Source organism: Micromonospora rhizosphaerae (assembly GCF_900091465.1).
Lineage (GTDB): Bacteria > Actinomycetota > Actinomycetes > Mycobacteriales > Micromonosporaceae > Micromonospora > Micromonospora rhizosphaerae.
In genome coordinates, this window is sequence record NZ_FMHV01000002.1 from 449,055 (window position 1) to 474,390 (window position 25,336).

General features: G+C 73.9%; 25 protein-coding genes. 9 read left to right on the top strand and 16 right to left on the bottom strand.

Features of this window, described 5'->3' with window-relative positions; genetic code table 11:
• Positions 1 to 256: 256 nt before the first annotated feature.
• From GA0070624_RS02245 to GA0070624_RS02255, 3 genes are all read right to left on the bottom strand, one after another.
• Complete coding sequence (locus GA0070624_RS02245; protein ID WP_091336197.1) at positions 257 to 1,924, bottom strand: fumarate hydratase; 1,668 nt, start codon at positions 1,922 to 1,924, stop codon at positions 257 to 259.
• Positions 1,925 to 1,991: 67 nt separating this feature from the next.
• On the bottom strand, positions 1,992 to 3,431 hold the full coding sequence (locus GA0070624_RS02250) for an outer membrane protein assembly factor BamB family protein (RefSeq protein ID WP_245718627.1): 1,440 nt from the start codon (positions 3,429 to 3,431) through the stop codon (positions 1,992 to 1,994).
• Positions 3,432 to 3,517: 86 nt separating this feature from the next.
• Positions 3,518 to 4,003, bottom strand: a complete 486-nt coding sequence (locus GA0070624_RS02255; protein ID WP_091336199.1) for an Lrp/AsnC family transcriptional regulator — start codon at positions 4,001 to 4,003, stop codon at positions 3,518 to 3,520.
• Positions 4,004 to 4,141: 138 nt separating this feature from the next.
• Between GA0070624_RS02255 and hppD the strand changes: the two genes are divergently transcribed.
• From hppD to hisC, 4 genes are read left to right on the top strand one after another with little or no spacing between them, the layout of a single operon-like run.
• Positions 4,142 to 5,347: a 4-hydroxyphenylpyruvate dioxygenase gene (hppD, locus tag GA0070624_RS02260; protein WP_091336201.1), complete on the top strand. Its 1,206-nt coding sequence runs from the start codon at positions 4,142 to 4,144 to the stop codon at positions 5,345 to 5,347.
• A gap of 11 nt (positions 5,348 to 5,358) precedes the next feature.
• Entirely contained in the window at positions 5,359 to 6,069 is a 711-nt protein-coding gene (locus GA0070624_RS02265) for an RDD family protein (RefSeq protein WP_245718628.1), read from the top strand.
• A 22-nt stretch (positions 6,070 to 6,091) separates the two neighbouring features.
• Positions 6,092 to 7,018 (top strand): RDD family protein, encoded by a 927-nt coding sequence (locus GA0070624_RS02270; RefSeq protein WP_091336205.1) that lies wholly within the window; start codon positions 6,092 to 6,094, stop codon positions 7,016 to 7,018.
• Positions 7,015 to 8,118, top strand: coding sequence for a histidinol-phosphate transaminase (hisC, locus tag GA0070624_RS02275; RefSeq protein WP_091336206.1), 1,104 nt, complete (start codon positions 7,015 to 7,017; stop codon positions 8,116 to 8,118). The genes GA0070624_RS02270 and hisC overlap by 4 nt, the downstream gene beginning before the upstream one ends.
• 27 nt (positions 8,119 to 8,145) lie before the next feature.
• Here the strand turns inward: hisC and GA0070624_RS02280 are convergent, their stop codons facing one another.
• The 4 genes from GA0070624_RS02280 to GA0070624_RS02295 form a co-directional block, all read right to left on the bottom strand.
• Positions 8,146 to 9,399 (bottom strand): outer membrane protein assembly factor BamB family protein, encoded by a 1,254-nt coding sequence (locus GA0070624_RS02280; protein WP_091336208.1) that lies wholly within the window; start codon positions 9,397 to 9,399, stop codon positions 8,146 to 8,148.
• Positions 9,400 to 9,523: 124 nt separating this feature from the next.
• Complete coding sequence (locus GA0070624_RS02285; RefSeq protein WP_091336210.1) at positions 9,524 to 10,006, bottom strand: SRPBCC family protein; 483 nt, start codon at positions 10,004 to 10,006, stop codon at positions 9,524 to 9,526.
• Between the two features lie 135 nt (positions 10,007 to 10,141).
• Positions 10,142 to 11,341: a fumarylacetoacetase gene (gene fahA, locus GA0070624_RS02290; protein WP_091336212.1), complete on the bottom strand. Its 1,200-nt coding sequence runs from the start codon at positions 11,339 to 11,341 to the stop codon at positions 10,142 to 10,144.
• Entirely contained in the window at positions 11,338 to 12,195 is an 858-nt protein-coding gene (locus GA0070624_RS02295; protein ID WP_091336213.1) for a hypothetical protein, read from the bottom strand. The genes fahA and GA0070624_RS02295 overlap by 4 nt, the downstream gene beginning before the upstream one ends.
• Positions 12,196 to 12,289: 94 nt before the next feature.
• Between GA0070624_RS02295 and GA0070624_RS02300 the strand changes: the two genes are divergently transcribed.
• On the top strand, positions 12,290 to 13,486 hold the full coding sequence (locus GA0070624_RS02300; protein WP_091336215.1) for a homogentisate 1,2-dioxygenase: 1,197 nt from the start codon (positions 12,290 to 12,292) through the stop codon (positions 13,484 to 13,486).
• A gap of 122 nt (positions 13,487 to 13,608) precedes the next feature.
• Here GA0070624_RS02300 and GA0070624_RS02305 read toward each other — a convergent pair whose 3' ends face one another.
• Positions 13,609 to 14,634: a tetratricopeptide repeat protein gene (locus GA0070624_RS02305; RefSeq protein WP_091336216.1), complete on the bottom strand. Its 1,026-nt coding sequence runs from the start codon at positions 14,632 to 14,634 to the stop codon at positions 13,609 to 13,611.
• Between the two features lie 106 nt (positions 14,635 to 14,740).
• Positions 14,741 to 16,096, bottom strand: coding sequence for an AfsR/SARP family transcriptional regulator (locus GA0070624_RS02310; RefSeq protein ID WP_091336218.1), 1,356 nt, complete (start codon positions 16,094 to 16,096; stop codon positions 14,741 to 14,743).
• Positions 16,097 to 16,282: 186 nt separating this feature from the next.
• On the opposite strand from GA0070624_RS02310, the gene GA0070624_RS02315 reads away from it, so the two are divergent.
• A complete protein-coding gene (locus tag GA0070624_RS02315) occupies positions 16,283 to 16,810 on the top strand; it encodes a hypothetical protein (RefSeq protein ID WP_091347982.1) in 528 nt (175 codons plus the stop codon).
• Between the two features lie 51 nt (positions 16,811 to 16,861).
• On the opposite strand, the gene ispF is transcribed toward GA0070624_RS02315, so the two are convergent.
• The 3 genes from ispF to GA0070624_RS02330 are packed head-to-tail and all read right to left on the bottom strand — an operon-like array spanning position 16,862 to position 18,596.
• Positions 16,862 to 17,344 (bottom strand): 2-C-methyl-D-erythritol 2,4-cyclodiphosphate synthase, encoded by a 483-nt coding sequence (gene ispF / locus GA0070624_RS02320; protein WP_091336220.1) that lies wholly within the window; start codon positions 17,342 to 17,344, stop codon positions 16,862 to 16,864.
• A 16-nt stretch (positions 17,345 to 17,360) separates the two neighbouring features.
• Positions 17,361 to 18,056 carry a 2-C-methyl-D-erythritol 4-phosphate cytidylyltransferase gene (gene ispD / locus GA0070624_RS02325; RefSeq protein ID WP_091336222.1) on the bottom strand — a complete coding sequence of 232 codons (696 nt, stop codon included), beginning with the start codon at positions 18,054 to 18,056 and terminating at the stop codon, positions 17,361 to 17,363.
• A 54-nt stretch (positions 18,057 to 18,110) separates the two neighbouring features.
• Positions 18,111 to 18,596, bottom strand: coding sequence for a CarD family transcriptional regulator (locus GA0070624_RS02330; protein ID WP_007073334.1), 486 nt, complete (start codon positions 18,594 to 18,596; stop codon positions 18,111 to 18,113).
• A gap of 329 nt (positions 18,597 to 18,925) precedes the next feature.
• Between GA0070624_RS02330 and GA0070624_RS02335 the strand changes: the two genes are divergently transcribed.
• On the top strand, positions 18,926 to 19,660 hold the full coding sequence (locus GA0070624_RS02335) for a hypothetical protein (RefSeq protein ID WP_091336224.1): 735 nt from the start codon (positions 18,926 to 18,928) through the stop codon (positions 19,658 to 19,660).
• A 32-nt stretch (positions 19,661 to 19,692) separates the two neighbouring features.
• Here GA0070624_RS02335 and GA0070624_RS02340 read toward each other — a convergent pair whose 3' ends face one another.
• From GA0070624_RS02340 to GA0070624_RS02355, 4 genes are all read right to left on the bottom strand, one after another.
• Positions 19,693 to 20,262: a hypothetical protein gene (locus GA0070624_RS02340; RefSeq protein ID WP_091336225.1), complete on the bottom strand. Its 570-nt coding sequence runs from the start codon at positions 20,260 to 20,262 to the stop codon at positions 19,693 to 19,695.
• 121 nt (positions 20,263 to 20,383) lie between these two features.
• On the bottom strand, positions 20,384 to 21,433 hold the full coding sequence (locus GA0070624_RS02345; RefSeq protein ID WP_091336227.1) for a type III polyketide synthase: 1,050 nt from the start codon (positions 21,431 to 21,433) through the stop codon (positions 20,384 to 20,386).
• Positions 21,434 to 21,525: 92 nt separating this feature from the next.
• Positions 21,526 to 22,692, bottom strand: a complete 1,167-nt coding sequence (locus GA0070624_RS02350) for an acyl-CoA dehydrogenase family protein (RefSeq protein ID WP_091336230.1) — start codon at positions 22,690 to 22,692, stop codon at positions 21,526 to 21,528.
• Between the two features lie 43 nt (positions 22,693 to 22,735).
• Positions 22,736 to 23,512 (bottom strand): class I SAM-dependent methyltransferase, encoded by a 777-nt coding sequence (locus tag GA0070624_RS02355; protein ID WP_091336233.1) that lies wholly within the window; start codon positions 23,510 to 23,512, stop codon positions 22,736 to 22,738.
• 45 nt (positions 23,513 to 23,557) lie between these two features.
• Here GA0070624_RS02355 and GA0070624_RS02360 point away from each other — a divergent pair, with 45 nt between their 5' ends.
• Both GA0070624_RS02360 and GA0070624_RS02365 read left to right on the top strand, forming a co-directional pair.
• Positions 23,558 to 24,397, top strand: a complete 840-nt coding sequence (locus GA0070624_RS02360) for a UbiA family prenyltransferase (protein ID WP_091336235.1) — start codon at positions 23,558 to 23,560, stop codon at positions 24,395 to 24,397.
• A 138-nt stretch (positions 24,398 to 24,535) separates the two neighbouring features.
• Complete coding sequence (locus GA0070624_RS02365; protein WP_091336237.1) at positions 24,536 to 25,288, top strand: hypothetical protein; 753 nt, start codon at positions 24,536 to 24,538, stop codon at positions 25,286 to 25,288.
• The last annotated feature ends 48 nt before the right edge of the window (positions 25,289 to 25,336 follow it).

Consider the following 25,336-nt stretch of genomic DNA (forward strand, 5'->3'; position numbering starts at 1 on the left):
CCCCGTACGCCCTTTCGTGCAACTTCCAGCAGCGTAGCCCGCCGGTCACGGATCGCCTCGTGCAGGCGATAGCGATCTGATAGCGGATCGACAGCGGCGGAGCCGAGACTCGTCCCGGGTTGTCGGTGACGACATCCGACGGGGGCGGTGCGCCCGACCGGGCGAACACTCCGGGCGGGCGCACCGATGTCGATGAGCACCAGACGACGAAGGGGCGCCGGGCAAGATGCCGGGCGCCCCTTCCAGTACGCGAGTGTCAGTGCCGGCCGATGGTCAGCACCGGCTTGGTGACCTCGGCGAAGAAGTCGTTCCCCTTGTCGTCGACGACGATGAAGGCGGGGAAGTCCTCCACCTCGATCTTCCAGACCGCCTCCATGCCCAGCTCGGGGTATTCGAGCACCTCGACGTGCTTGATGCAGTCCTGCGCGAGGCGCGCCGCCGGGCCGCCGATCGAGCCGAGGTAGAAGCCGCCGTGCTGCTGGCAGGAGCGGGTGACCTGGGCGGAGCGGTTGCCCTTGGCCAGCATCACCATCGACCCGCCGGCGGCCTGGAACTTCTCCACGTACGCGTCCATCCGGCCGGCCGTGGTCGGGCCGAACGAACCGGACGCGTAGCCCTCCGGGGTCTTGGCCGGGCCGGCGTAGTAGACCGCGTGGTCCCGCAGGTACTGCGGCATCGGCTCACCCGCGTCCAGCCGCTCGGCGATCTTGGCGTGGGCGATGTCCCGGGCCACCACCAGCGAGCCGCTCAGCGACAGCCGGGTCTTCACCGGGTACTTCGACAGCTCGGCGCGGATCTCGTCCATCGGCCGGTTGAGGTCGACCCGGACCACCTCGGCGGAGTCGAGCTGAGCCTCGGTGACGTCCGGCAGGAAGCGCGCCGGGTCGGTTTCGAGCCGCTCCAGCCAGACGCCCGACGGGGTGATCTTGGCGACCGCCTGCCGGTCGGCCGAGCAGGAGACGGCGATCGCCACCGGGCAGGAGGCGCCGTGCCGGGGCAGCCGGACCACCCGCACGTCGTGGCAGAAGTACCGGCCGCCGAACTGCGCGCCGATGCCGAAGTTGCGGGTCAGCTCCAGCACCTCCGCCTCCAGCTCCAGGTCACGGAAGCCGTGCGCGCTCATCGAGCCGGAGGTGGGCAGGGTGTCCAGGTACTTGGCGGAGGCGTACTTGGCGGTCTTCAGCGCGTACTCGGCGGAGGTGCCGCCGATGACGATGGCCAGGTGGTACGGCGGGCAGGCCGAGGTGCCGATCAACCGCAGCTTCTCCTCGAGGAACTGCATCATCCGGGTCGGGTTCAGCAGCGCCTTGGTCTCCTGGTAGAGGTACGACTTGTTGGCCGAGCCGCCCCCCTTGGCCATGAAGAGGAACTTGTACGCGTCCGGGTGCCCGTCCGGGTCCTCGGCGTAGAGCTCCACCTGGGCCGGCAGGTTGCTGCCGGTGTTCCGCTCCTCCCACATGGTCAGCGGGGCGAGCTGGGAGTAGCGCAGGTTGAGCCGGGTGTACGCCTGGTAGACGCCGCGTGAGATGGCCTCGGCGTCGCTGCCGTCGGTGAGCACGTGCCGGCCGCGCTTGCCCATCACGATCGCGGTGCCGGTGTCCTGGCACATCGGCAGCACCCCGCCGGCCGCGATGTTGGCGTTGCGCAGCAGGTCCAGCGCGACGAACCGGTCGTTCGGCGAGGCCGCCGGGTCGTCGATGATCGACCGGAGCTGGGCCAGGTGCGCCGGGCGCAGGAAGTGCGCGATGTCGTGCATCGCCTCGGCGGTCAGCGCGGTCAGCGCGGAGGGCTCCACGGTGAGGAAGCGACGGCCACCCGGGCCGTTGACGACATCGACGCCCTCGTCGGTGACCAGGCGGTACTCCGTCTGGTCGGGACCGGTCGGCAGCAAGGGGGCGTACGAGAACGCGGCGGCACTGCTCATGACGGGCAAGCCTAGGGCAGGCCGCTCGATCGCTGGCACCCGCCGGGGTCGTGCTGGGAGCCCGCTCTCACCCACCGTCCTCGGAGTAGCAGAGTTCCCGCTTCGGCCCGCAGCTCCCCTGGTCCGAGGGGACCTGGTAGGTGCTGTCCGGAGCCGGCCTCGGGACGCCGCCCTCGTCGGCCGGGGGCGGCACGGCGGCGCCCGCACCCCAGCGGACGTACCCGATCTCCCGGCCCTCCCCGATGATCATGCCGTGCGGGCCGACCGCCAGGGCGTTCGCGGAGGTCCGCAGGACGACCAGCTCCCGACCGGTACGCGGGTCGACCGCGATCAGCCGGGACGGCTTCTCCTCGGCGATCAGCGCCGCGTACGGGGTGAGCGCCCCGCCGCTCTTCCCGCCGGCGGCCCGGCTCCAGGCCACCCGGTCGACCGACAGCTCCCGGCCGACGATCGACCGCTTGTCGGCGCTGCGCACCAGCGTGTACCGGTCGTCGACGGCGATCACCTTCTCGCCCTCGGCGCCGACGTGCAGCAGCCGGCCGTCGTACCCGTCGATCACCGCCTCCCGGCCGTCCGGAGCCACCCCGATCAGCACGTTCCGGGCGCCCTGCGGGTCCTCCCGCTGCACGCAGCCGGCGTAGTCGGCGGTCCGCAGGTTGACCCCGGTACGCCGCCACACCTCCTGCCCGGTGGCCGGGTCACGGGCGGAGATGGCGAAGTAGCAGGTGCCGTCGCGGGAGGTGGCGGTGATCCGGAGCAGCCGCCCGCCGATCACGGCGAGGCGTTCCTCCCGGCCGGGCTGGACGTTCTGCAGCACCCGGCCGGTGGCGGTGTCCACCACGTGAACCCGCCCGTCGACCGGGAAGCCGAGCAGCGGCGGGACGGGCTCCGGGCCGGCCACCTCCCGGTGGATGCGCGGCGCGGTGAGTCGCCGGGTGCCCAGCAGGTCGGGGTTGTCGGCGAGCAGGCCGCTGTGCACGCCGGGCAGGAAGGCCTTCCACAGTGGCCGGGTACCGCGCGGGTCCCAGGCGGTCAGCGTGCAGTCGGTGGGCTGGGCGCAGCGCACGTCGAGGAGCGCGTTGCGGTAGGTCCAGACCGCCACCGCCTGGTCGTCCCGCCGCCGCACCACGCCGGTGGTCGGGTCGAGCAGCTCGTACCCCTTGACCAGCAGCCTGCCCACCGCGACCACCGGCTCCCGATCGCTGCCGGCCACCGCCGCCCAGTCCGCCTTGCGCTCCCAGAGCTGGGTGCCGGTGGCCAGGCTGCGGGCCTCGACCCGGGTCCGCTGCTCGACGATGACCGCGTCGCCGGCGATGGTGACGCTCTTCGGGGTGCCGCCGACCCGCTGCTGCCAGACCAGGTCCGGCTCGGAGATGGGCTCGCTCCGGTCGACCCAGTCCCACATGGTCGGGAACGGGTTCCACACCCCGGTAGCGGCGAGGATGACCACCGTGATGAGGCCGACCAGCAGCCACCCACGTACGCCGAGCCCGCCCCCCTTCGCCACACCGGACACGGTAGCGACGATCAAGGCTCTACCGAGCCCCCGAACGCCCGTGTCGCCGCCCTTTCTCGCCCGGCTGGACGGAGGGGTCAGCGCGCGGCGGAGCGGACCAGGGGGAGGACGCGGTAGGGGATCTGCTCGGCCAGGGCGATGATCGTGGAGGCGCGGGTGATGCCCTCCGAGGAGACGATCTGGTCGATCACCCGCTGGAGGTCGGTGTTCGACCGGGCGACGATCCGGCAGAGCAGGTCGCCGGAGCCGGTGATGGTGTGCGCCTCCAGCACCTCCGGGATGGCGGCCAGGTGCGCGGTGACCGGATCGTGCCCGTGCCGCTGGCTGATCTCCAGGGTGACGAAGCTGGTCACCCCGAAGCCGATCGCGGCCGGGGAGAGGTCCGGCCCGAAGCCGGCGATCACCCCGCGGCCGACCAGCTTGTCCAGCCGGGCCTGGACGGTGCCCCGGGCCACGCCGAGGCGCCGGGAGCACTCCAGCACCCCGATCCGCGGCTCCTCGGCGAGCAGCTCGATCAACCGCGCGTCCAGCTCGTCAAGCTGTACATCCTGATCAGTGTTCACGGGTTGACACCCTACCGAATGCACAACCTGACCAGCATTTCGGCGAAGTGTTGCCCAATCAGCGAGGGAGCGCGATCCTCGCCACATCAGCAACCAACGGCGGCCCACGAGGCCGGCCGGTACGCAAGGGAGGCCACCATGACCCAGGCGATCGACCGACCCCAGTCGACCGACGACGTCGACGTCGACGCCCTCGTCGGCGCCGTCGACCACGACATCACCCGGGACCCGTTCCCGGTCAAGGGCCTCGACCACGTGCACTTCCTGGTCGGCAACGCCAAGCAGGCCGCGCACTACTACTCCACCGCGTTCGGCATGAACTGCGTGGCGTACCGCGGGCCGGAGCAGGGCTACCGGGACCACGCCCAGTACGTGCTGACCAGCGGCTCGGCCCGGTTCGTGCTGACCGGCGTGGTCCGCCCCGACGCCGATGGCGCCGAACACGTCGCCCGGCACAGCGACGGTGTCTCCGACATCGCGCTGGAGGTGCCGGACGTGGACGCCGCGTACGCGCACGCGACCGCGCAGGGCGCGACCGGCCTGGTCGAGCCGCACGACGTGAGCGACGAGCACGGCACGGTCCGGATGGCGGCCATCGCCGCGTACGGCGACACCCGGCACACCCTGGTCGACCGCTCCCGCTACACCGGCCCGTTCCTGCCCGGCTTCGTCGCCCGCGGCCCGATCGTGGACCGGCAGCCGATGATCGACGCCGGCATCCAGCCGAAGCGCTTCTTCCAGGCGATCGACCACGTGGTCGGCAACGTCGAGCTCGGCAGGATGGACGAGTGGGTCGAGTTCTACAAGCGGGTCATGGGCTTCACCAACATGGCCGAGTTCATCGGCGACGACATCGCCACCGACTACTCGGCGCTGATGAGCAAGGTCGTCGCCAGCGGCACCCGCAAGGTGAAGTTCCCGCTGAACGAGCCGGCCATCGCCCGCAAGAAGTCGCAGATCGACGAGTACCTCGAGTTCTACCAGGGCCCGGGCGCCCAGCACATCGCGGTGGCCACCAACGACATCCTGGCCAGCGTCGACGCGATGCGGGCCGCGGGCGTCGAGTTCCTGGACACCCCGGACTCGTACTACGACGACCCGGAGCTGCGCGCCCGGATCGGCGAGGTGCGGGTGCCGATCGAGGAGCTGAAGGCCCGCAAGATCCTGGTCGACCGGGACGAGGACGGCTACCTGCTGCAGATCTTCACCAAGCCCGTGCAGGATCGGCCGACCGTCTTCTTCGAGCTGATCGAGCGGCACGGCTCGCTCGGCTTCGGCAAGGGCAACTTCAAGGCGCTCTTCGAGGCGATCGAGCGGGAGCAGGAGAAGCGCGGCAACCTGTAACACTGTCGAGCGTGACCCAGCCTCCCCCGATGACGCCGCCGCCCGCCGGGCCCCCGCCCGCGGGCGGCGGCTTCGCGCCGCCCTCCGGCCCCACCCCGGGGTACGTCCCGCCGGCGCAGCACACCCCGTCCCCGTACGCGAGGATCGCGGCCTACCCGGGACCCCCGCCCGGGTGGGCGCCGCACCCGGGCCTGGCGCCCCCGCCGCTCGCGCCGAACGGCCGGCCGCTGGCCGGCTTCGGCGACCGGTTGCTGGCCATGCTGGTCGACACCGCGGTCTTCGTCGTTATCGGCATGGTCCTCGCCGTACCGGCGACGATCGTTCTCTTCGCCGTCGTCATGCCCGACCTGATGGCGGTCAATTCCGACGGCAGCATCCCCGAGCCGGACCTCGTCAACGACTTCCTGCTGCCGTTCCTGTGGGTGGAACTCGCGGTCCTGGCGATCTCGCTGCTGCTCGGTTACGTCTACTACGTCGAGATGATGTTCCGGACCGGCCAGACCCTCGGCAAGAAGGTCATGAAGCTGCGGGTGGTGCCGCGCGACCCGGCCCGCGCGCTCGACCGGCGGATGGCGGTCCGGCGGTTCCTGGTGCAGAACGTCGCAGGCCTGGTCCCGGGGTTCGGCTATCTCGACGGGTTCTGGCAGCTCTGGGACAAGCCCTGGCAGCAGTGCCTGCACGACAAGTTCGCCGGTACGGTCGTCGTTAAGGTGTCTGCGTGAGCGAGCGCAGCGAGGCGACGCGGTGAGCGTGCAACCCGGCTGGTACGTCGACCCCGCCGAGCCCGAGACCAGGCGGTACTGGGACGGCGAGGGGTGGATCGGCGCGCCGATCCCGGTCGACGCCACCCCGCCCGAGGGCCCGCCACCGCCCGAACCGGCCCCGACGCCCCCGGCCGCCCCACCGTCCCCGGCGCCGGCCGTCCCGGGTCCCGCCCACCGGCCGGCCCCCGGACCGCACCCCGGCCACCCGGGCGGGGGCTTCGGGCCGGGCGTCGGCCCCGGCCCGTGGCAGCCCCCGCAGGGGCCGGGCCGGCCGTACCCGACCTGGCCCGGGCGGCCGCCCGAGCCGCGCCCGCACGGGCTGCCGCTCGCCTCGTACGGCTCCCGACTGGTCGCCCGCCTGATCGACTTCGGCATCGTGTTCCTGCTCAACGTCGTGGTCAACGGTTGGTTCGTCTGGCGGTACGTCGAGGAGATGTCGCCGTACGTGCAGGAGACGCTGCGCCGCTGGCAGGCCGGCAACACCTCCACCGAAGGGCTGCCCCAGCCGGGTGATCAGGCGGGCGGGCTTCAGTTCGCCATCCTGCTGATCGCCACCGCCCTCTGGTTCGCCTACGAGGTGCCGTCGATGGCCTCCGCCGGGCAGACCGTCGGCAAGCGGTTGATGGGCGTACGGGCGGTGCCGATCGAGGCCGACCAGCCGCTCGGCTTCGGCCGGGCGACCCGGCGGTGGAGCACGCTCGGCCTGCCCACCCTGCTCTGGTTCTGCGCCGGCTTCGGGCTGCTGCTCCAGTTCATCGACGCGGTCTCCCCGCTCTTCGACCATCCGCTGCGCCAGGCCCTGCACGACAAGCGCGCCCAGACCGTGGTGGTCCAGCTTCCCCGCGCCAAGCCCGACGCCCGTACCGCCCCGCACGACCGCGCCAACCCACCGGGAGACACCCCATGACCGACACCGGACGTCACCACCCGCCGCTGCGGCTGACCCGCGCCGACCTCGACGCGCTGCCCAGCTACGTGCCCGGACGCAGTCCCGCCGACCTGGCCCGCGAGCTCGGCCTGCCCGAGGCGATCAAGCTGGCCAGCAACGAGGTGCCCTACGGTCCGCTCCCCGGGGTGGTGGAGGCGGTCGCCGAGGCGGTGGCCGGTTCGCACCGCTACCCGGACATGGGCGTGGTGGCGCTGCGCCAGGCGCTGGCCGAGCGGTACGGGGTGGACGCCGACCGGATCGCCACCGGCTGCGGGTCGGTGGCGCTGGCCGAGCACCTGGTCCGGGCCACCTGCCTCCCCGGCGACGAACTGCTCTACTCGTGGCGCTCGTTCGAGGCGTACCCGATCATCGCGGCGACCAGCGGCGCGACCAGCGTGCGGGTGCCCAACGACGCCGGGCACGGCCACGACCTGGCCTCGATGGCCGCGGCGGTGACCGACCGGACCCGGATGATCCTGGTCTGCAACCCCAACAACCCGACCGGCACCGCCGTCCGGAAGGCGGAGCTGGACCGCTTCCTGGATGCGGTGCCGGACGACGTGCTGGTGGTGATCGACGAGGCGTACCGGGAGTTCGTCACCGATCCCGAGGTGCCGGACGGCCTGACCTACCTGGACCGGCCGAACGTCGCCGTGCTGCGCACCCTCTCCAAGGCGTGGGGGCTGGCGGGCCTGCGGATCGGCTGGATGGTCGCCGAGCCGACCGTGGCCGCCGCGGTTCGCAAGGTCGTCACGCCCTTCTCCACCAGCATGGCCGCCCAGGCCGGCGCGCTCGCCGCGCTCGCCGAGGCCGACGAGGTGGAGCGCCGCTGCGCGCTGGTCGTCGCCGAGCGCGAGCGGGTCACCGAGGCGCTGCGCAAGTCCGTCCCGGACGTGCCGTCGAGCCAGGCCAACTTCGTCTGGCTGCCGCTCGGCGAGCGGGCCGTGGACTTCGGCAAGGCCTGCGAGGCGCGGGGCGTGATCGTCCGGCCGTTCCCCGGCGACGGGGTCCGGGTCACCATCGGCACCCCGGCGGAGAACGACGCCTTCCTCGCCGCGGCGGAGTCCGCGCTGGCCTGACCCGGTCGGGTGCTCGCCGCGACCGCCTCAGGTCGCGGCGAGCAGCACCGGCTCCGCCATCGGGAAGTACGCCTGATCGTCCGCGTCCGGGCCGGCCCTCTCGCGGACCCGCTCGACGGCGAGATAGCCGTCAACCGCGTAGGCGTACCCGGGCTGCCAGCCGATCCCGTCCCTGCCGACGTTCATCGGGAAGCGGGACCGTTCGGCACCGGTGCTCGGGTCCAGCGTCATCAGGTCGTTCCGCTCGGTCAGCAGGTGCACCCGGCCCGGCTGCACGGCGATGATCCGGACCGACCCGAGGTCGGCCCGCCGCCAGACCTCCTCGCCGGTCCGCGCCGACCGGCCGGTGAGCACGCCGCCGGTGCTGCCCACCACGTCCTCGCCGGCCAGTTCGCTGTCCGACCCGTCCAGGGCGGGGGCCGCGACCGGTTCGCCCGCGCCGACCAGCCAGCCCCGACCGGCTCCGTCACCGGGCCCGGCGGTCCGCAACCCTCGGCACTCCGAGCGCGGGCTCAGGCAGCCCACCGGGGTGACCGCCAGCTCGTCCGGGCCGCCCGGCGGCCGCCAGCGGCTGCGTACCGAGCCGGTCGCGGCGTCCCGGAACTCGACCGTCGCCGGGGCGGCGCAGGCGTCGACCGTGATCAGCTCGCCGGTCGCCGTGGTGCCCGCATCGGTACGACAGCGGCCCTCGACGTCGGCGCGCCAGAGCTGCCGGCCGTCGGTCAACGCGTACCCGCCCACCTGCCGCTTCCCCGCGGCGACCAGCACCATCCGACCGTCCCCGGTCCGGGTGACGTACAGCCCCTGCGGGCTCCAGACGGTCGCCGCGCCGGTGCGGCGCGGCTTCGGCGCCGGGCCCGGCTCCGGTCCGTCCGCGCGCCAGGCGACCCGCCCGGTCCGCGCGTCCAGCGCCACGATGACCCCGTCCGACCAGCGACTCACCACGGTGATGCCGCTCGCCAACATCCCGTCGAGCTTCGCCGGCCACCGCCGGTACGACCAGAACGGGGTGACCCGGTGCCTCCCGTCGACCGGCTGGTCGGCGTACACCTGCCGGGTGCCGGCGTAGACCCGGAGCCGGCCGTCCACGATCAGCGGCGCGACGGGCAGCCGGCCGATGACCCCGACCTCCGGGGTGACCGCCGGCGGATACCCGCCCCGGGCGACCGTGCTGACCTCGGCGGGGGCGAGCACCCGGTAGACGATGGCGGCGGCCGCCCCGACCGCGAGCACGGCCGCGACCGCCGCGACGATCCGCCGCCGCCCCTCGGGGAACCCCATGCCGCACCTCCGCCCGGCACCCTACCCACCGGCAACTCCAGGTCGCAGCGCGGCGCCAGACGCGCCGAGCTGGAGTTGCCGGAGGGCCCTCCGCGCCCCGGTCAGGTCGTTGCGGCCGTCGCGCTCAGGCGGCTTCGGCGGAGGTGGTGGGGGCGGCGGCAACGGCCAGGTCGGCGAGGTCGCGGCGGAGGGCGCCCTCCACCGCACGGGCGGCGAGGCCGCCGAGGATCAGGGCCAGCACCCGGCCGTACGCAGCGGTCGGCACCGCCTCCTGCTCGACGGTGACGCCGGTGCACCCGCGCCCGCGGCGCTCGACGGTCCGCAGCGTCCAGGTGATCTGGTAGTCCACGTCGGTGCCCCGCGAGCTGAGCACCAGCCGCTCGGCCGGGACGGCCTCGACGACGAGGAACTCCTCCGGCTGCTCGCCGCCGTCCGGCCGGACGCGGGTCTCCCGCCACGCGGTGCCGGTACCGAAGTCGCCGGTGGTGAGCACCTCGACCGCACCGACGGCGGAGAGCCACCGGGCGCGGGCGGGGAGATCGGTGAGGAGCCGCCAGACGTCGACGGCCTGCGCTTCGATGAATGCGGTAACCGTCACCGTCGACATGGCACCTCCCGTGTCCTCCACGGTACGGCGCGTGAACGCGAAACGGGGAGCCCTTGGTGACATTTCCGCCACCGGCGTCGCGATCGGGCCACCGAGGCGGGCCACCGAGGCGCCAGCGGGGTGGCCGAGGGCGACTCAGCGGGCGGGCAGGATGGTCCCGGTCACCTCACCGAGCGCGATCGTGGTGCCGCCCGGGCCGGGCGCGGTGGCGGTGATGGTCACCGTGTCGCCGTCCTCCAGGAAGGTCCGGGTCTCGCCGTCGGCGAACTTGACCGGCTCGGCGCCACCCCAGGTCAGCTCCAGGAACGAGCCGACCTGGCTCCGGTCCGGCCCGGAGACGGTGCCGGAGGCGTAGAGGTCCCCGGTGCGTAGCGAGGCGCCGTTGACAGTGAGGTGGGCGAGCTGCTGGGCCGGCGTCCAGTACATCGTCGCGAAGGGCGGCTCGCTGACCCGCTCGCCGTTCCACTCGATCGACAGGGCCAGGTCCAGACCGAGGTGCGGGGTGTCGTGCAGATACCGCTGCACCGGCGGGTCCTGGTCGGGCGCGGGCACGAAGGCGCCGGCCAGCGCGTCCAGCGGCGTCACCCAGGCCGAGACCGAGGTGGCGAAGGACTTGCCCAGGAACGGGCCGAGGGGCTGGTACTCCCAGGCCTGGATGTCCCGGGCGGACCAGTCGTTGACCAGCACCACGCCGAAGACGTGGTCCGCGAAGTCGTCGACGGAGACCCGGTCACCGAGCCGGCTCGGCACCCCCACCACGAAGCCGACCTCGGCCTCGATGTCCAGGCGTACCGAGGCACCGGTGGTCGGGCCCTGCGGGGTGGCCCGCTGGCCGGTGGGCCGGACGACCGGGGTGCCGGAGACCACCACCGTGCCGGCCCGGCCGTGGTAGCCGATCGGAACGTGCTTCCAGTTGGGCAGCAGCGGCGGCTGGCCGGGGCGGAAGATCTGCCCGACGTTGGCCGCGTGGTGCTCGGAGGAGTAGAAGTCGACGTAGTCCGCCACCTCGAACGGCAGCAGCAGCTCGACCTCGCGGAGCGGCACCAGCAGCGGCTCCACGGCCGGCCGGTGAGCGGTGTCGGTGAGCAGCTCGGTGACCCGCTGCCGGACGGCCGTCCACTGCGGACGGCCGAGCGCCATGAACTCGTTCAGCGTGGGCCGGCACAGCGCCCCGGCGGCCAGCACCAGCTCGGCCGCCTCCGCGCCGGCCAGGTCCAGCACGAAGTCCCCGATGCGTACGCCGAGCCGCGGCTCCTGCCCGCCGCGCCGGAACACCCCGTACGGCAGGTTCGTCACCCCGTACGACGAATCGTCGGCACCCGTCACCCAGGTCATTCCTCGAAGCCCCCGTTCACCAGCCCCAGCCGGATCAGATCGGTCAGTGGTTCCTCAATGCTGCACGAGCCGTACCCGATCCAGAGCGGACGCTCCGAGTCGCGGCGGGCCCGGGCCCGCTCCACCAGCCGCACCGGATCGGTCACGGCGAGCAGCTCGGCCACGGCGTCCACCTCGGCGCCCTCGACGGCGGCGAGCGCGGCGGCGAGCACGTTGCCGAAGCCGTGGTGGGTGAAGCCGGTCTCCGGGTCCCGGTGGCGCACCGCGTGGTGCAGCCCGGCGGTCAGCTTGAACGGCAGCTCCCGGTCCCGGCAGGCGCAGATCACCGCGGCCAGCTCGACCGGGGTGGGAAACAGCTCGGCGGCCAGGCCGCCGGTCCGGAACTTCGCCGCGATCGGCAGCCCGCCGGCCCGCGCTTCGGCGAGGGTGTCCAGCGCGGCCATCAACCCGAAGGTCAGCGGGACCTCGGCGTGGACGTGGACGCCGTCCAGCCGCTCGGTGAGCTTGATCAGGTCGGCCAGCCCGGGCTGCGGGTCCTCGCCGCGCTTGGCGACCGCCGACTCGACCTGCCGGACGGTGATCCGGGGATCGGCCCCCGCGCGCACCTCGTGGAGCTGACCGATCGGCACGTCGGCGATCACGCCGACCGCGATCCGTTCGTCGGCGTCGAGGAGGCCGGCCAACTCGGGCAGCGTCGAGGCCGGCAGCAGCAGCGGGCCGACCAGGTCGGCGTACCAGGCGGTGCGGTGCCGCCGGTGGGCGACGACCGCGTCCGGCACGGAGGCGCTGCCGGGCGGAAAGACGGCGGCGTCGTCGACGAGGCCGGCCAGGAGTCGGGGCAGCTGCGTTGACACGAGACAAGAATTTACGGGACGCTACAAGGAACGGACAACCGCGTCCGATTATCGGACGTCACTGGCCGGAGAACGGGACATAACGGGAGGCGAGATGCCGTACTACCGCAGGGTGGGCGAGGTGCCCCGCAAGCGTCACACCCAGTTCCGCCAGCCCGACGGCAGCCTCTACGCCGAGGAACTGGTGGGCCAGGAGGGCTTCTCCTCCGACTCGTCCCTGCTCTACCACCGGTACGCCCCGACCGCGATCGTCGCCGCCGAGGAGTTCACCCCGCCCACCTTCACCCGGGCGCCCAACCTGCCGCTCAAGCCGCGCCACCTGCGTACCCACAAGCTCGACGGGACCGGCGCGGACCCGGTGCTCGGCCGGCAGTACCTGCTCGCCAACGACGACGTCCGGATCGCGTACGTGCTGGCCGACCGGCCGTCCCCGCTGTTCCGCGACGCCACCGGCGACCACTGCCTCTACCTCGAGTCGGGGTCGCTGCGGGTCGAGTCGCCGTTCGGCGTGCTGGACGCGGTGGCCGGCGACTACGTCATCATCCCGACCTCGACCATCCACCGCCTCGTGCCGACCGGTGACGAGCCGACCCGGCTGCTCGCCATCGAGGCGACCGGGCACATCGGCCCGCCCAAGCGCTACCTCTCGGTGCGCGGCCAGTTCCTGGAGCACGCGCCGTACTGCGAGCGGGACGTCCGGGGACCGGACAACCCGCTGCTGGTCGACGGCACCGACGTCGAGGTGCTGGTCCGGCACCGTTCCCGGGCGGCACGCCCGGACGGCAGCGGCACAGTCTGGACTCGTCACGTTTATGCCAACCACCCGTTCGACGTGGTCGGCTGGGACGGGCACATGTACCCGTGGGCGTTCTCCATCCACGACTTCGAGCCGATCACCGGCCGGATCCACCAGCCGCCGCCCGTGCACCAGACCTTCCAGGGCCCGAACTTCGTGATCTGCTCGTTCGTGCCGCGCAAGGTGGACTACCACCCGGACGCGATCCCGGTGCCGTACAACCACCACAACGTCGACTCCGACGAGATGCTCTTCTACACCGGCGGCAACTACGAGGCCCGGCGCGGCTCCGGCATCGAGCAGGGCTCCATCTCGCTGCACCCGTCCGGCTTCACGCACGGGCCGCAGCCGGGTGCCGCCGAGCGCTCGATCGGGGTGGACTTCTTCGACGAGCTGGCCGTCATGGTCGACACCTTCCGGCCCCTCGACCTCTGCGACGCGACGTCGGCCTGCGAGGACGCCGGGTACGCCTGGACCTGGGCGCGTCGCGGGTAGTGCTGATCAGGGTCGTTCGCCGGAGCGCCGCCCGGAGCCGGACGAGCTCCGGCGAAGGCCAGACCGCCCCGGCCGCACCCGTCATGGACGAATGACACCGCCGGTGGTCCGGTGACCAACGATCAGCGCGCGGGACGGGACAGCACCGCGAACTCGGCCAGGGCCGTGGCGGTGATCGCCGCGACCAGCGGCCACGGCGTACCGACGAAGGTGTAGAGCACGAGCAGCACCGGCGCGGCGGCCACCGCGTAGAGGGCCAGGGCCAGGCTCCGGTCGGAGCGGAGCAGGCCAGGCAGGATCGTCCGAACCAGACCCGGTAGCCGCGCCGCCTGCCGCCACACCACCAGCGCCCCACCGAGCGCCGCCAGCGCCGCGAAGACCCGCGAGGAGCCGGGGCCGCCCGGGGCCAGGAAGGCGACCAGCACGGTGGCGACCAGCGACCAGCCGGCGCCGTAGACCACCAGCCGGCGGAGTCCGTCGGAGATCGTACGACCGGAGTCCATCCGCGCCGGGTCCATCGCGGCCGCCTCGGTCAGGTGCTCCAGCGCCTCGGTGTAGCGTCGCTGCTCCAGCCGGATCACGCCCATGTCGTGCCGGGCCACCGCCAGCTCCGGGTCCAGCCGCAGCGCCTCCCGATAGGCGCGCTCGGCCAGGTCGAACAGCTCCAGCCGGGCCGCCACCAGACCGAGCACCAGGTGCGCCTGCGGCTCCTCCGGGGCCAGCTCGACACCCCGCCAGGCAGCGTTGAGCGCCTGCTGCCCGTTGCGCGAGCCGGCCAGGATCGCCGCGGCGCTGCGCTGGGCGTACGCGTCGGTCGGGCCGAGCGCCAGGATCTCGTCGGCGGTGCCGGCGGCGGCCTTGAACTCGCGCAGGTCGACCAGGGCGAACCCGCGCGCGACCAGCGGCGGTACGGCACCAGGGGCGGCGGCGACCGCCGCGTCGGCGGCCGTGAGCGCCTCGGTCGACCGGTCGGCGGCGAGGTGGACCCGGGCCAGCATGGTCAGCGCCTCGGCGTTCGCCGGGTCCATCGCGATCGCATAGCCAAGTTCCCCGGCGGCCTCGTCGTAGCGACCCAGCTCGGCGAGGAGCTGCGCGCGCTGGAGGTAGCCGTCGGCGGCGGACTGGTCGGGGGCGGCGTCACTCGACATCGGGGCGAGCCTAGTCGGCATTCCGGCGCTACGCCGACCACGACCGCCCCGGCGCGCCCACCGGACGCCGCCTCGCCGGGAAGCGGGTCCGGCCGGCACGACGAGGTCAGGCGCTGCGGCAGGGCGCCTGGGCGGCCCGGCGACCGCAGGTGCCGAGGCTGCACCAGCGACGCAGGCCGCCCTCGTCGAGGAAGAGCCAACCGCAGTGCTCGTCCGGACACACCCGGACGGTCAGCCGGCGCGGGTCGGCCAACAGTTGGGCGGCGCTCCACGCGGCGGCATGCAGCGGCAGCCGGAGCCCGGCGGCCAGGTCCGGCCACCAGCGTCCCCGCCCGTCGGCCTCCCGGCGGAACACCAGCGTCCTGGCGGCGGCCTCCGCGTGCCGGGCGACCACGTCGAACGCCCGCCCGTTCGCCGGGTCGGTCAGGCAGGCGTACAGCTCGGCGCGCAGGGCGCGGGCCTCGGTGAGCACGGCCTCGGCCTGGCCGGGGTCGTGGCGGGCGAGGTGGAGGAGCCGGCTCACCGAGACGTCGTCGATCAGCCCGACGTGGCCGGCCCACACGGCCAGGGTCCGGTAGCCCCGCAGCCACTCCGACCCCGGGAGCGGCGGCTCGTGCCGCCAACCGGCGAAGGTGTTGCAGAACTCCAGCGCCGGGTGCCCGCCGACGTTCCACGGCAGGCTCTCGTCGCGGACCCGCACCTCGTACATTGGTCGGCCGGGCCGGTCGAGCCGGTCGTCACCGCGGAGGACCCGGCGGTGCACCTCGCGCAGTCGCGACCCTGGCTCGATCCCGAGGTCGTTCACCAGCACCTCCCGGGTCGTCCGGTAGAGCCGCAGCGCGTCGGCCCGCCGCGCACCCCGGTACAGGGCGGTCATCAGGGTGGCGACGAGCTGTTCCCGGGTCGGATACCGCGCGGTCAGCGGGATCAGCTCGGCGATCGCCCGGGCGTGCTGACCCAGCGCGAGCTGGGCCTCGGCGCGCAGCTCGATACCGACCAGCCGGAGCTCCTCGACCGTGCCCTGGAGTCGTTCTCGCAGCTCGTCGTCGGCCGCGTCGGCGAGCAGCGGACCCCGCCAGAGCGCCAGCGCCCGGTCGAGCAGCCGCACCCGCTCGGCCGGATCGGCCGCGTCGCTGGCCTGCCGGGTGAGTGCGCCGAACTCCGCCACGTCGACCCGGTGCCCGTCCGCCTCGACCAGGTAGCCGTCGCCCCGGGTACTGATCCGCACGCCGTACGGCGTCAGCGACGCCCGTAACCGGCCGATGTACGTCTGCACGACGCCTCGCGCCGAGGCCGGCGGGCAGCCGTTCCACAACAGGTCGATGAGGCGGTCGGTGGTGACCAGCCGGCCCAGGTCGAGCAGCAGGACGCCGAGCAGGCAGCGCTCCTGGCGCCGGCTGCCGACCTCGACGAGGTGACCCTCGTGGCGTGACTCGAACGGCCCGAGCAGTCGGAATTCCATACCAACCAGGACAGCCTGGCCCCCGTCGCCGGTTGTCACCGGCCGGTGAGTCGGTGGTGGGTCCGCGCCGGCCGGCACGGCGGCGGGCGGGTGCGGTCCCGTCCGTCGGACGCCGCGCGGTGAGCGGGTGGTGAGCCGGGCTGGTGATCCTGGTCCGGCCCGATCAACAGCACGGATGGAGTGATCATGCGTTTCAGCAGGAGCGTCGGAGTGGCGTTGGCCGCGGCCGCACTGGTCGCGGCCGCACCCACCGCCGCGTCCGCCGCGAGCGGCGACATCGCCCCGGGCGCGTGGGAGCCGGCACCGCAGCCGGGGTTCGAGACGCCCGCCGGGGCACGGTGCGACTTCGCCGTACGCGTCGAGCCGATCGTGGACGAGGTCCGCAAGCTGACGCTGGCGACATACCCGGACGGCTCCCCGAAGCGGGAGTTGTACCAGGGGGCCCTGATCGACCGGGTGACGAACCTGGAGACCGGGGCCACCTCGACGGCGGACGCGAGCGGTAGCGCGCTGGTCGACTACGGCACCGACGGGTCGATGACCTGGTCCGTGACCGGGCCGGTGCTGCTCGGCTTCCGGGAGAACGGCGGTTCGCTGCCAAGGGGCGTGTGGATCGTCGACGGCCAGTTCGTGGTCGAGTTCAGCCTGACCGGCGAGAAGACGATCACGATGCGGCACGGCACGACGCACAACGTCTGCACCGACGTCGACTGAGCAGCGGGAGCGAGCGAGGCCCGGGATCCCCGTGGATCCCGGGCCGCCACGCTATTCGGCCGGGGCCTCGTACACCAGGGCCACCGCGATGCCGGTCAGCCCCTCGCCGCGCCCGGTGAAGCCGAGGCCGTCGGTGGTGGCGGCGGACACGGTGACCGGGGCGCCCACGGCCGCGGAGAGCACCCGCTGCGCCTCCTCACGGCGCGGACCGATCTTGGGCCGGTTACCGATCACCTGGACCGAGACGTTGCCGATCCGGAAGCCGGCCGCCCGCACCCGCCGGCCGCTCTCGGTGAGCAGCGCCACCCCGGACGCCCCGGCCCACTCCGGCTGGTCGACCCCGAAGTTGGCGCCCAGATCGCCGAGCCCGGCGGCGGAGAGCAGTGCGTTGCAGGCGGCGTGTGCGGCAACGTCGGCGTCCGAGTGCCCGGCCAGGCCGTCCTGCCCCGGCCAGTGCAGCCCGGCGACCCAGCAGGGCCGGCCGGCCTCGAACGCGTGCACGTCCGTGCCGATGGCCACCCGAGGAACGATCATGACCCGAGGGTACGCGTCAGGCCTCGGCTGCCAGCAGGTGCTCGGCGAGAGCCAGGTCGAACGGCCGGGTGATCTTGAGAGCGAGTTCCGAGCCGGGGACGCAGACCACCGGAACGCCCTGCTTCTCGACCAGGCCGGCGTCGTCCGTCAGCGGATCTCCAGCCGCGGCGTGCGCGGCGGTCAGCACCGGCCGGCGGAAGCCCTGCGGCGTCTGGACCGCGCGCAGCGCGGACCGGTCCACCGTGCCGAGGACCCGCTCACCGGCGTCGACCTCCTTGATCGTGTCGACCACCGGGAGGACCGGGATCACCGCGTCCTGGCCGGAGCGGACCGCCTCGGCGACCGACTCGACCAGCGCGGGCGGGGTGAGCGCCCGGGCGGCGTCGTGCACCAGGATGATCTCCGGCCCGGCGGGGACGGCGGCCAGCGCGGCCGCCACGGAGGCCTGCCGCTCCGCGCCGCCGGGCACGACGGTCACCGGGGCCACCGGCGCGAGCATCGACCGGACCGACTCGACGTCGGCGGCCGGCGCCGCGACCACGATGGTGTGCACCGAGGGTGCCGCCGCGATCCGGCGTACCGCGTGCACCAGCAACGGCTCGCCGGCGAGCGGGCGGAGCGCCTTGGGGGCGCCGGGCCCGAGGCGCACGCCGGCACCGGCCGCAGGCACGAGGACCGCGACGTCACCGCGCGGATTGAGCTGCGCGGTCACGTCGCGGTCCTCGGGTTTCTTTGCTACGGGGTGGGTACGAGGATGCTGTGAGAACTAGGCCTCGGTCAGCACCTTGTCGAGCAGCGTCTCCGCCTCGTCCTTGGTGCTCTTCTCGGCCAGCGCGACCTCGCCGACGAGAATGTCGCGAGCCTTGGCGAGCATGCGCTTCTCGCCCGCGGACAGGCCCCGCTCCCGCTCCCGACGCCACAGGTCGCGGACGACCTCGGCGACCTTCAGCGGGTTGCCGGAGGCCAGCTTCTCCAGATTCGCCTTGTAACGCCGCGACCAGTTGGTCGGCTCCTCGGTGTGCGGTGCACGGAGCACGTCGAAGACCTTGCCCAGGCCCTCTTCGCCGACCACCTCTCGCACACCCACGATCTCGGCGTTCTCGGCGGGCACCCGGACCGTCAGGTCACCCTGCGCGACCCGCAGGACGAGATACTGCTTAGGCTCGCCCTTGATGACCCGAGTCTCGATTGCCTCGATGAGTGCGGCCCCGTGGTGGGGGTAAACAACGGTCTCGCCGACACTGAAAACCATAGGTTCGAAACCCCTTTCGCTGTGTCTAGGGTAACACGCTCAGACACCGATGTCTCACCGCTGTCCTGACCGTTGGCGCAGCTCAGGGGCCCTGTGAGAGGTATTTCTTCAGCTTGACAGGCGGTCAAACCGATGACTCCATCACACTCCGTGACCCGCGGATGACAACCCGGTACGGGTGATCGGAGCGTCGAATCTAGGGCGTTGCGCTCTTCCCATGGTATCTCTCCGATCGCGGACGCGCCCAGGTGTAGCGATACGCCGACCGGTGCGGGACGCTGGAGGTGGACGCGCGATGTCCGCTCACCGCGACGGTTCCTGGGGGTCCGATGGGCATGCCTGACGCAGAGGGCCACGGGCCACCGGACGGGCTGCCTGACCTGCCCCCGGAGTGGGGTCGGGTGGTCATCCCCGACGACGCCTCGGCGCTCGCCGAGGAGGCCCGGCAGGTCCGCCGCGAGCTGCGCCGGCGGGCGGCCGGGCAGCGCGGGCACCACCGACTCGGCCTGGCGCCCCGGCTGGACGGCCAGCCGCCGCTCGGCCTGCCGGTGCTGATCCTCCTGGTGGCCGTGCTCACCACCCTCACCGGGTTGGTGGCGGTCACCTGGCCCCGCTCGCCCCGGTCCGCGGGGAGCCCGACGGTCGTCCCGTACCCGACGACCAGCCTGCTCACCGACCGGCCGCTGCCAGCGCTGGACCTGGTCGACCCAGACGAGTCCCCGGTGCCGCTACGCGGCCTGCTGCCCGCGGTGATCATCCTGGTGGACGCGTGTCCATGCCCGGACCGGGTCGCCGAGGCGGCCGCCGCCGCACCGCCGAACGTCACCGTCGTCACCGTGGCCGGCGGTCGGGAGGTGCGCCGCCCCGCGCCGCCGTCCGCCGGAGCGCCGGTACACGCGTTGGCCGACCCGGCCGGCGGCCTGCGCGCCTTCCTCCACCTGCCTGCCCGCCCCGGTACGGCCACCGCCCTGCTGGTGGACCGGAACGGCACCCTGGTCCGGGTGGTGCCCGAGCTGGGCACGGTCGAGGACTACCGCGCTGACCTGGCGCGCATCGCCGCCTGATCGCCCCGGCCCGGCACCCGCCGGCGGCCGGCTCAGAAGACCGCGACCAGTCTGGCGTCGAGGTCCACCGCGCCGTCGGCCGCGGTGAACCGCACCAGCAGCGGGCCGCCGGCCGAGGTCAGCGCCAGCGTGGTCGGCGAGCCGGAGCAGGGCACCCGCTGCCCCGGCCGGTCATCGAGGGAGCCGGCGATCGTGACCGTGAGAGCCCCGGAGCCGGAGCACGTGACCACCAGCATGTGCCGTTCGCCGTACGACGAGCTGGACTGGCGGGCCAGCGGAACGTCCCCCGCCGCCAGGCGGGACCGGTCCTCCCAGACGACGTGCGAGACCTCCGGCATCGCCGCGCCGGACTTCTGGTGGAGCACCAGCGGTTCGTCCGGATCTGCCCCCGTGGCCTGAATGATGTACCCGTTCTCGGGGTCGACCAGGAACCGGTCCACCGGGCTCTGTTCCACCGGCGCCGGGGCTGAACTCAGCGCCGCCGGGACCGGACCGCTGGCCGGCGCGGCCGCGCGCCACCACCATCCGCCAGCCGCCAGCGCGGCCAGCGCCAACCCGGCGATCAGCCCACCGCGCAACCGGTCGTCCGCCCCCGCGCCCATGCGGCGAGCGTAGCCCCGGCGGCGACGCTGTCCGGCCACGAACCCGGGCGCCGGTGCGTTCCGCCGTCTCCCGGACGCCCCCGGCACCCCGCCGGGCCGGGGCGACCACGGACGACGGCGGTCAATCGGTGCGGTCGAGGAGCGCGGCGTATAGGGTCAGGCCCGGTCCGAAGGCGAGCAGCACGATCCCGTCCGGCGGTGCCGCGGCCCGACGCAGCCGATCCAGGATCAGCAGCACGGTCGGCGAGGAGCAGTTGCCGTGCTCGTCCAGCGTGGCCCGGGACGCCGCCAGCGCCTCCGGCGGCAGCGCCAGCTCCCGTTCCACCACGTTGAGGATGCGCGGCCCGCCCGGGTGCACCGCCCAGCCGTCCACCTCGGACGCGGCCCGGCCGTGCCGGGCCAGCAGGCCGTGGACCAGACCCCGGACGTGGTGGGAAAGCACCTGCGGGACCTTCGCCGACAGCCCCATCCGGAAGCCGGTGTCGGTGACGTCCCAGGTCATGTGGTCGGCGGTCGACGTGTCGGTGACCGAGCTGACCTCGCGCAGCGCGTACCCCCGGCCGCCGGGGACGACCACGGCGGCGACCGCGGCGTCCGAGAAGAGCGCGTGCGAGACGATCTGCTGGGTGTCCACCCGCGCGCTGGCGGGCTGGATGTGCAGGCTGGTGAGCTCCGCGCAGAGCAGCAGCGCCGGCCGCCCCCGGGCGGTGACGAAGTCGCCGGCCGCGCCGAGCCCGGGCAGCGCGGCGTAGCAGCCCATGTGACCGACGAACATCCGCTGGGTGTCCGGGGCCATGCCCAGGTCCCGGGCGAGCAGAATGTCCAGCCCCGGGGTGGCGTACCCGGTGCAGGAGCAGACGATGAACAGGCCGACGTCGCCGGCGTCCAGGCCGGCCGAGGTGAGCGCCCGGCCCACCGCCTCCTTGCCCAGCGGCAGCGCCTCGACCTGGTAGCGCCGCATCCGGCGCTCGGTCGGCCAGTCCGAGACGTCCTCCAGCAGCGGGTTGACCGCCGCCTGCCGGCGGGAGACGCCGGAGTTGGCGAAGATCCGCTCGGCGAGCGCCCGGGTGCTGCCGGAGAAGTGCCTCGAGAAGAAGCCCGCCCAAAGTTCGTCCTGCCCGACGGCCGGCGGGTACGCCGTACCCAGACCCGCGATCACCGGCACGGCCATGTCCCCCACCTCTCGTTCGCGAGCCCCGTGGTCACCGCGCCGCCCCTCGTTCGCGACGTCGGGACCCGCACCCCCGGCTCGTTCCTCACGCTTCACCAACGAGGGGCCGAGCCGTCGCGGTCCGGGTCGCCGCCGAGCGCCGCTATGCCGAGCCAGTCGGCGCAGACGTCCGAGGTGGCCGGGTGCAGCGATCCGCACCGGGCGTCCCGGTAGAGCCGTTCCAGCGGGTGGCCCCGGCGGGTCGCCGAGGTGCCGGCCGCCTCCAGCATGGACGCCGCCACCTCGGCGGCGGTGGTGCCGGCCATCAGCTTGGCCCGCCACACCCAGCGGTTCGTCTCCGCGTCGCCGGGCGCCTCGTCGACCCGGCGGGCCGCCTCGGCCACCACCAGTTCGGCCGCCGCGGCCGCCGCGTCCGCCCGGCCGAGGCGGGCCCGGACCGCCGGCAGGCCGGCGAGGTTGCGGGCGTTCAGGTGCTCGGCGGCGGCGTCGATCGCCGCCCGGGCCACCCCGACGTAGACGGCGGCGTAGCTGGCCACCAGCCAGTGCGGCATGAGCTGGGCGACCACCAGGGCCAGCCCCTCCACCCCGCCGAGCAGCCGGTCGGCCGGGACGGTGACGTCCAGGTGCAGGTCGTGCGAGGAGGTGGCGCGCATGCCGAGCGAGTCCCAGGTCGGTTCGACGGTCAACCCGTCCCCGGCCGGGACCAGGAACTGGGAGACCACCGACTGGTCGGCGGCGCTGCGCGCGGCCACCAGGTACCCGTCGGCGTGCCCGGCCCCGGAGCAGAAGGTCTTGCTGCCCTTGAGGTGCCAGCCGCCGTCGACCGGCTCGTACACGGTGCTGAGCTGGGACAACCGGGCGCCCGCGCCGCGCTCGCTCATCGCCACCGCGTACCAGGAGCCCTCGGCCGCCGCGCGGAGCAGCCGGTCGCGGGCGGCCAGCGCCTCCTCCGGTACGCCGAGCGCCTCGGCCAACTCCTCCGTGACCGCGCCGAGCGCGCCGGTGACCGAGGCGTGCATGTTGAAGACCAGGGCGGTGGCGCCATTGCCCCGGGCCAGCTCGATGGCGACGGTGGCGTACTCGGCGAAGGTGGCCCCCGCCCCGCCCAGCTCGCGGGGCACCATCAGCCCGAAGAGCCCGACGTCCCGCAGGTCGCCGAAGTCGTCGACCGGGAAGGAGCCGTCCCGGTCGTGCTCCGCCGCGCGGGCGGCCAGTCGCGGCGCCAACCGGCGCGCCGCCTCCAGCGCGTGCACAGTCATGTCGCCCCCTTCTCGGCGTCCCCTCTACCCCGGGCGGCCCCGGCTACCCGCTCCGGACCCCGTGGCCCTGGTACAGCACGGCGGTGGACCAGGTCGGCACGATCCGCGGCTCCGTCCCTCCCGGACCGGCGGTCGGGCCGGTGCCCACCCTGGACGCGCGCAGCCGGCGGAGCAGCCACGCGACCGCCCCGCCCAGCTCCGGGCGGATCCCGCGCAGCCGCAGCTGGACGCCGTGCCGGGCGCACTCGCCGACCAGGGCGCGGGCGTCCACGAACAACCGTGGATCATGGATGCCGCGCGGCACGGTGGGGAGCCGCTCGCCGATCCGCACCGCCAGCAGCCGGCACAGCGCGGTGTCGTTGAGGGTGTCCAGCACCAGCAGGCCACCCGGCCGCAGCAGCCGGCACGCCTCGGCGACCGCGCGCCGCCAGTCCGGCACGTGCTCCAGCAGCTCGCCGGCGGCCACCACGTCAGCGCAGCCGTCGGCGAGCGGGACCGCCGTGGCGTCGGCGTTGACCACGGTCACCCCGTGCGCGGCGGCCTGGTCCAGGGCGGATTGGGTGAGGTCCACCCCGAGGTGCCGGTAGCCCTTCCCGGCCAGGTGCGGGGCGAGCAGGCCGGCCCCGCAGCCGAGGTCGACCAGGAGGGCGGCCGGCCGGGGCGCCGGCGGCACCAGCGCGGCGCGGGCCCGGGCCAGCCAGTGCAGCATGGCGAACGCACCGTCCGGCCGCCACCACTCGCCGGCCAGGTCGTCGTACTGGCGGGGGTCGTTGGGCGGCAGCACCCGGGGTGGTGTGGACACCGGGGCACCGTCTCGCATGGACTGAGCGTGGCACGACTCCCCGGTAACAACCAGACTTCCCTTATGTCGTCCACGGTGTTAGGGCTGGTCAGGGCGAGCCATCCGGAACCGGTCGCCGCGGTCACCGCGGTGGCCGGGCTGCTGGCGTGGGGTGTCGGGCACCGCCCGGCCGGCATCGCCGCCGTGGCGCTCACCGTGCTGGCCAGCCAGCTCGCCGTGGGCTGGAGCAACGACCTGATCGACGCGGACCGGGACGCCACGGTGGGGCGTACCGACAAACCCGTGGTCGCCGGCGCGGTCCGACGGCGCACGCTCGGCCTGGCCGTCCGCGTGGCGGTGCCGGCGACCCTCCTGCTGGCCCTGACCACCAACCGCACGGCCGCGCTCTGCGCCACGGTCGGGCTGGGCGCCGGGCTGCTCTACAACTGGCCGCTGAAGGCGACCCCGCTCTCGGTGCTGCCGTACGCCGTGTCCTTCGGGGCGCTGCCCGCCTTCGTGGTGCTGGCGTTGCCCGGCGCGCCGCCGCCGCCGTACTGGCTGGTCGGCGCCGCGGCCCTGCTGGGCGCCGGCGCGCACTTCGCCAACGTCCTGCCCGACCTGGCCGACGACGCCCGGACCGGGGTGCGCGGGCTGCCGCACCGGCTCGGCCCGGCCGGCAGCCGGGCCGCCGCCGCCGGGCTGCTGCTCGCCGCCACCGTCGCGCTGGTCGTCGGGCCGCCCGGGCCGCCGTCGTGGGCCGGCCTGTCGGCGGTCGCGGCCGCCATCCTGGTGCCGGTCCTTGGCTGGTACGCGAGCCGCGCCGCCGCCCGGGGCGGCGGCCGCCCGGTGGCCGCCTTCCGGGCGGTGATGGTGGTGGCGCTCATCGACGTGGTTCTGCTGGTGGCGAGCGGCCGGGTGATCTGACCGGCACCCGGGAAGGTGGCATTACCGGGTCGGCGTGCGGCCGTCGATCAGCCCCAACTACCCTGGAGCGCGGTCTGCGCGGGTATGGCCACCGTGCCCGGCGTACGGCCGGGTGGGATTGTGACGAGGAGGACCGACGTGACGCGCTCGATCAGGGGTTCCCGGCGGGCGGCGCTGCTGCTGGCCGGCTCGGCGGCGGCGACCAGCCTGCTGCTGTCCGGGTGCGGCGCCGGCCAGGTGGCCGAGACCTCCGCCAAGAACCCGTCGGTCCAGGGTATCAACGTCCAGACCCCGGATGCCGGCTACAAGGTACGCGGCCTCTACGTGCAGTACCCGGGCACCGAGGGCTACAAGGCGGGCAGCAACGCCCCGATCAACGTCGTGATCTACAACGACACCCACGACCCGGTGACCGTGACCGTCACCACGGACAGCGCCCGGGAGATCCTGCTCTCCGGCTCGACCCCGGCCGGCTCCGAGCCGAGCCCGAGCGAGTCGGCGACCCAGATCGGCTCCGCCTCGCCCAGCCCGAGCGAATCCGGCGCGTCCGCGGCCCCGAGCCCGTCGGCCCCGGCCAGCCCGTCCGCCTCGCCGAGCCCGTCGGCCCCGGCCGGCCAGCCGGCCCGGATCGAGATCCCGGCGCTCGGCTACGCCCAGCTCAGCACCACCGCCGGCCGCTTCCTCCAGCTCGTCGGCCTGAACGAGGATCTCCTTTCCGGCCAGCAGGTCAACCTGGTCTTCGACTTCGGCAACGGAAAGACCCTCAAGACCCCGGCCCCGATCGGCGTCCCGCTGACGCCGGGCGCGCCGGCCTCGCCGATCATCAGCCGCGAGCACGGTGCGGAGGCTGGCACCGAGGCCGGCAAGGGCGGCTCCGGCCACGGCGGCTGACCCGGGCGCGAGCACTGTCGACGGCACCGTCGGCGTGGTGACCACCAC

Excerpts from the sequence above, each read along its gene's own strand:
- GA0070624_RS02245 (WP_091336197.1), bottom strand. The coding sequence starts at position 1,924 with ATGAGCAGTGCCGCCGCGTTCTCGTACGCCCCCTTGCTGCCGACCGGT.
- hppD (WP_091336201.1), top strand. The coding sequence starts at position 4,142 with ATGACCCAGGCGATCGACCGACCCCAGTCGACCGACGACGTCGACGTC.
- hisC (WP_091336206.1), top strand. The coding sequence starts at position 7,015 with ATGACCGACACCGGACGTCACCACCCGCCGCTGCGGCTGACCCGCGCC.
- GA0070624_RS02280 (WP_091336208.1), bottom strand. The coding sequence starts at position 9,399 with ATGGGGTTCCCCGAGGGGCGGCGGCGGATCGTCGCGGCGGTCGCGGCC.
- GA0070624_RS02285 (WP_091336210.1), bottom strand. The coding sequence starts at position 10,006 with ATGTCGACGGTGACGGTTACCGCATTCATCGAAGCGCAGGCCGTCGAC.
- fahA (WP_091336212.1), bottom strand. The coding sequence starts at position 11,341 with ATGACCTGGGTGACGGGTGCCGACGATTCGTCGTACGGGGTGACGAAC.
- GA0070624_RS02300 (WP_091336215.1), top strand. The coding sequence starts at position 12,290 with ATGCCGTACTACCGCAGGGTGGGCGAGGTGCCCCGCAAGCGTCACACC.
- GA0070624_RS02305 (WP_091336216.1), bottom strand. The coding sequence starts at position 14,634 with ATGTCGAGTGACGCCGCCCCCGACCAGTCCGCCGCCGACGGCTACCTC.
- GA0070624_RS02310 (WP_091336218.1), bottom strand. The coding sequence starts at position 16,096 with ATGGAATTCCGACTGCTCGGGCCGTTCGAGTCACGCCACGAGGGTCAC.
- GA0070624_RS02315 (WP_091347982.1), top strand. The coding sequence starts at position 16,283 with ATGCGTTTCAGCAGGAGCGTCGGAGTGGCGTTGGCCGCGGCCGCACTG.
- ispF (WP_091336220.1), bottom strand. The coding sequence starts at position 17,344 with ATGATCGTTCCTCGGGTGGCCATCGGCACGGACGTGCACGCGTTCGAG.
- GA0070624_RS02330 (WP_007073334.1), bottom strand. The coding sequence starts at position 18,596 with ATGGTTTTCAGTGTCGGCGAGACCGTTGTTTACCCCCACCACGGGGCC.
- GA0070624_RS02335 (WP_091336224.1), top strand. The coding sequence starts at position 18,926 with ATGGGCATGCCTGACGCAGAGGGCCACGGGCCACCGGACGGGCTGCCT.
- GA0070624_RS02340 (WP_091336225.1), bottom strand. The coding sequence starts at position 20,262 with ATGGGCGCGGGGGCGGACGACCGGTTGCGCGGTGGGCTGATCGCCGGG.
- GA0070624_RS02345 (WP_091336227.1), bottom strand. The coding sequence starts at position 21,433 with ATGGCCGTGCCGGTGATCGCGGGTCTGGGTACGGCGTACCCGCCGGCC.
- GA0070624_RS02350 (WP_091336230.1), bottom strand. The coding sequence starts at position 22,692 with ATGACTGTGCACGCGCTGGAGGCGGCGCGCCGGTTGGCGCCGCGACTG.
- GA0070624_RS02355 (WP_091336233.1), bottom strand. The coding sequence starts at position 23,512 with ATGCGAGACGGTGCCCCGGTGTCCACACCACCCCGGGTGCTGCCGCCC.
- GA0070624_RS02360 (WP_091336235.1), top strand. The coding sequence starts at position 23,558 with ATGTCGTCCACGGTGTTAGGGCTGGTCAGGGCGAGCCATCCGGAACCG.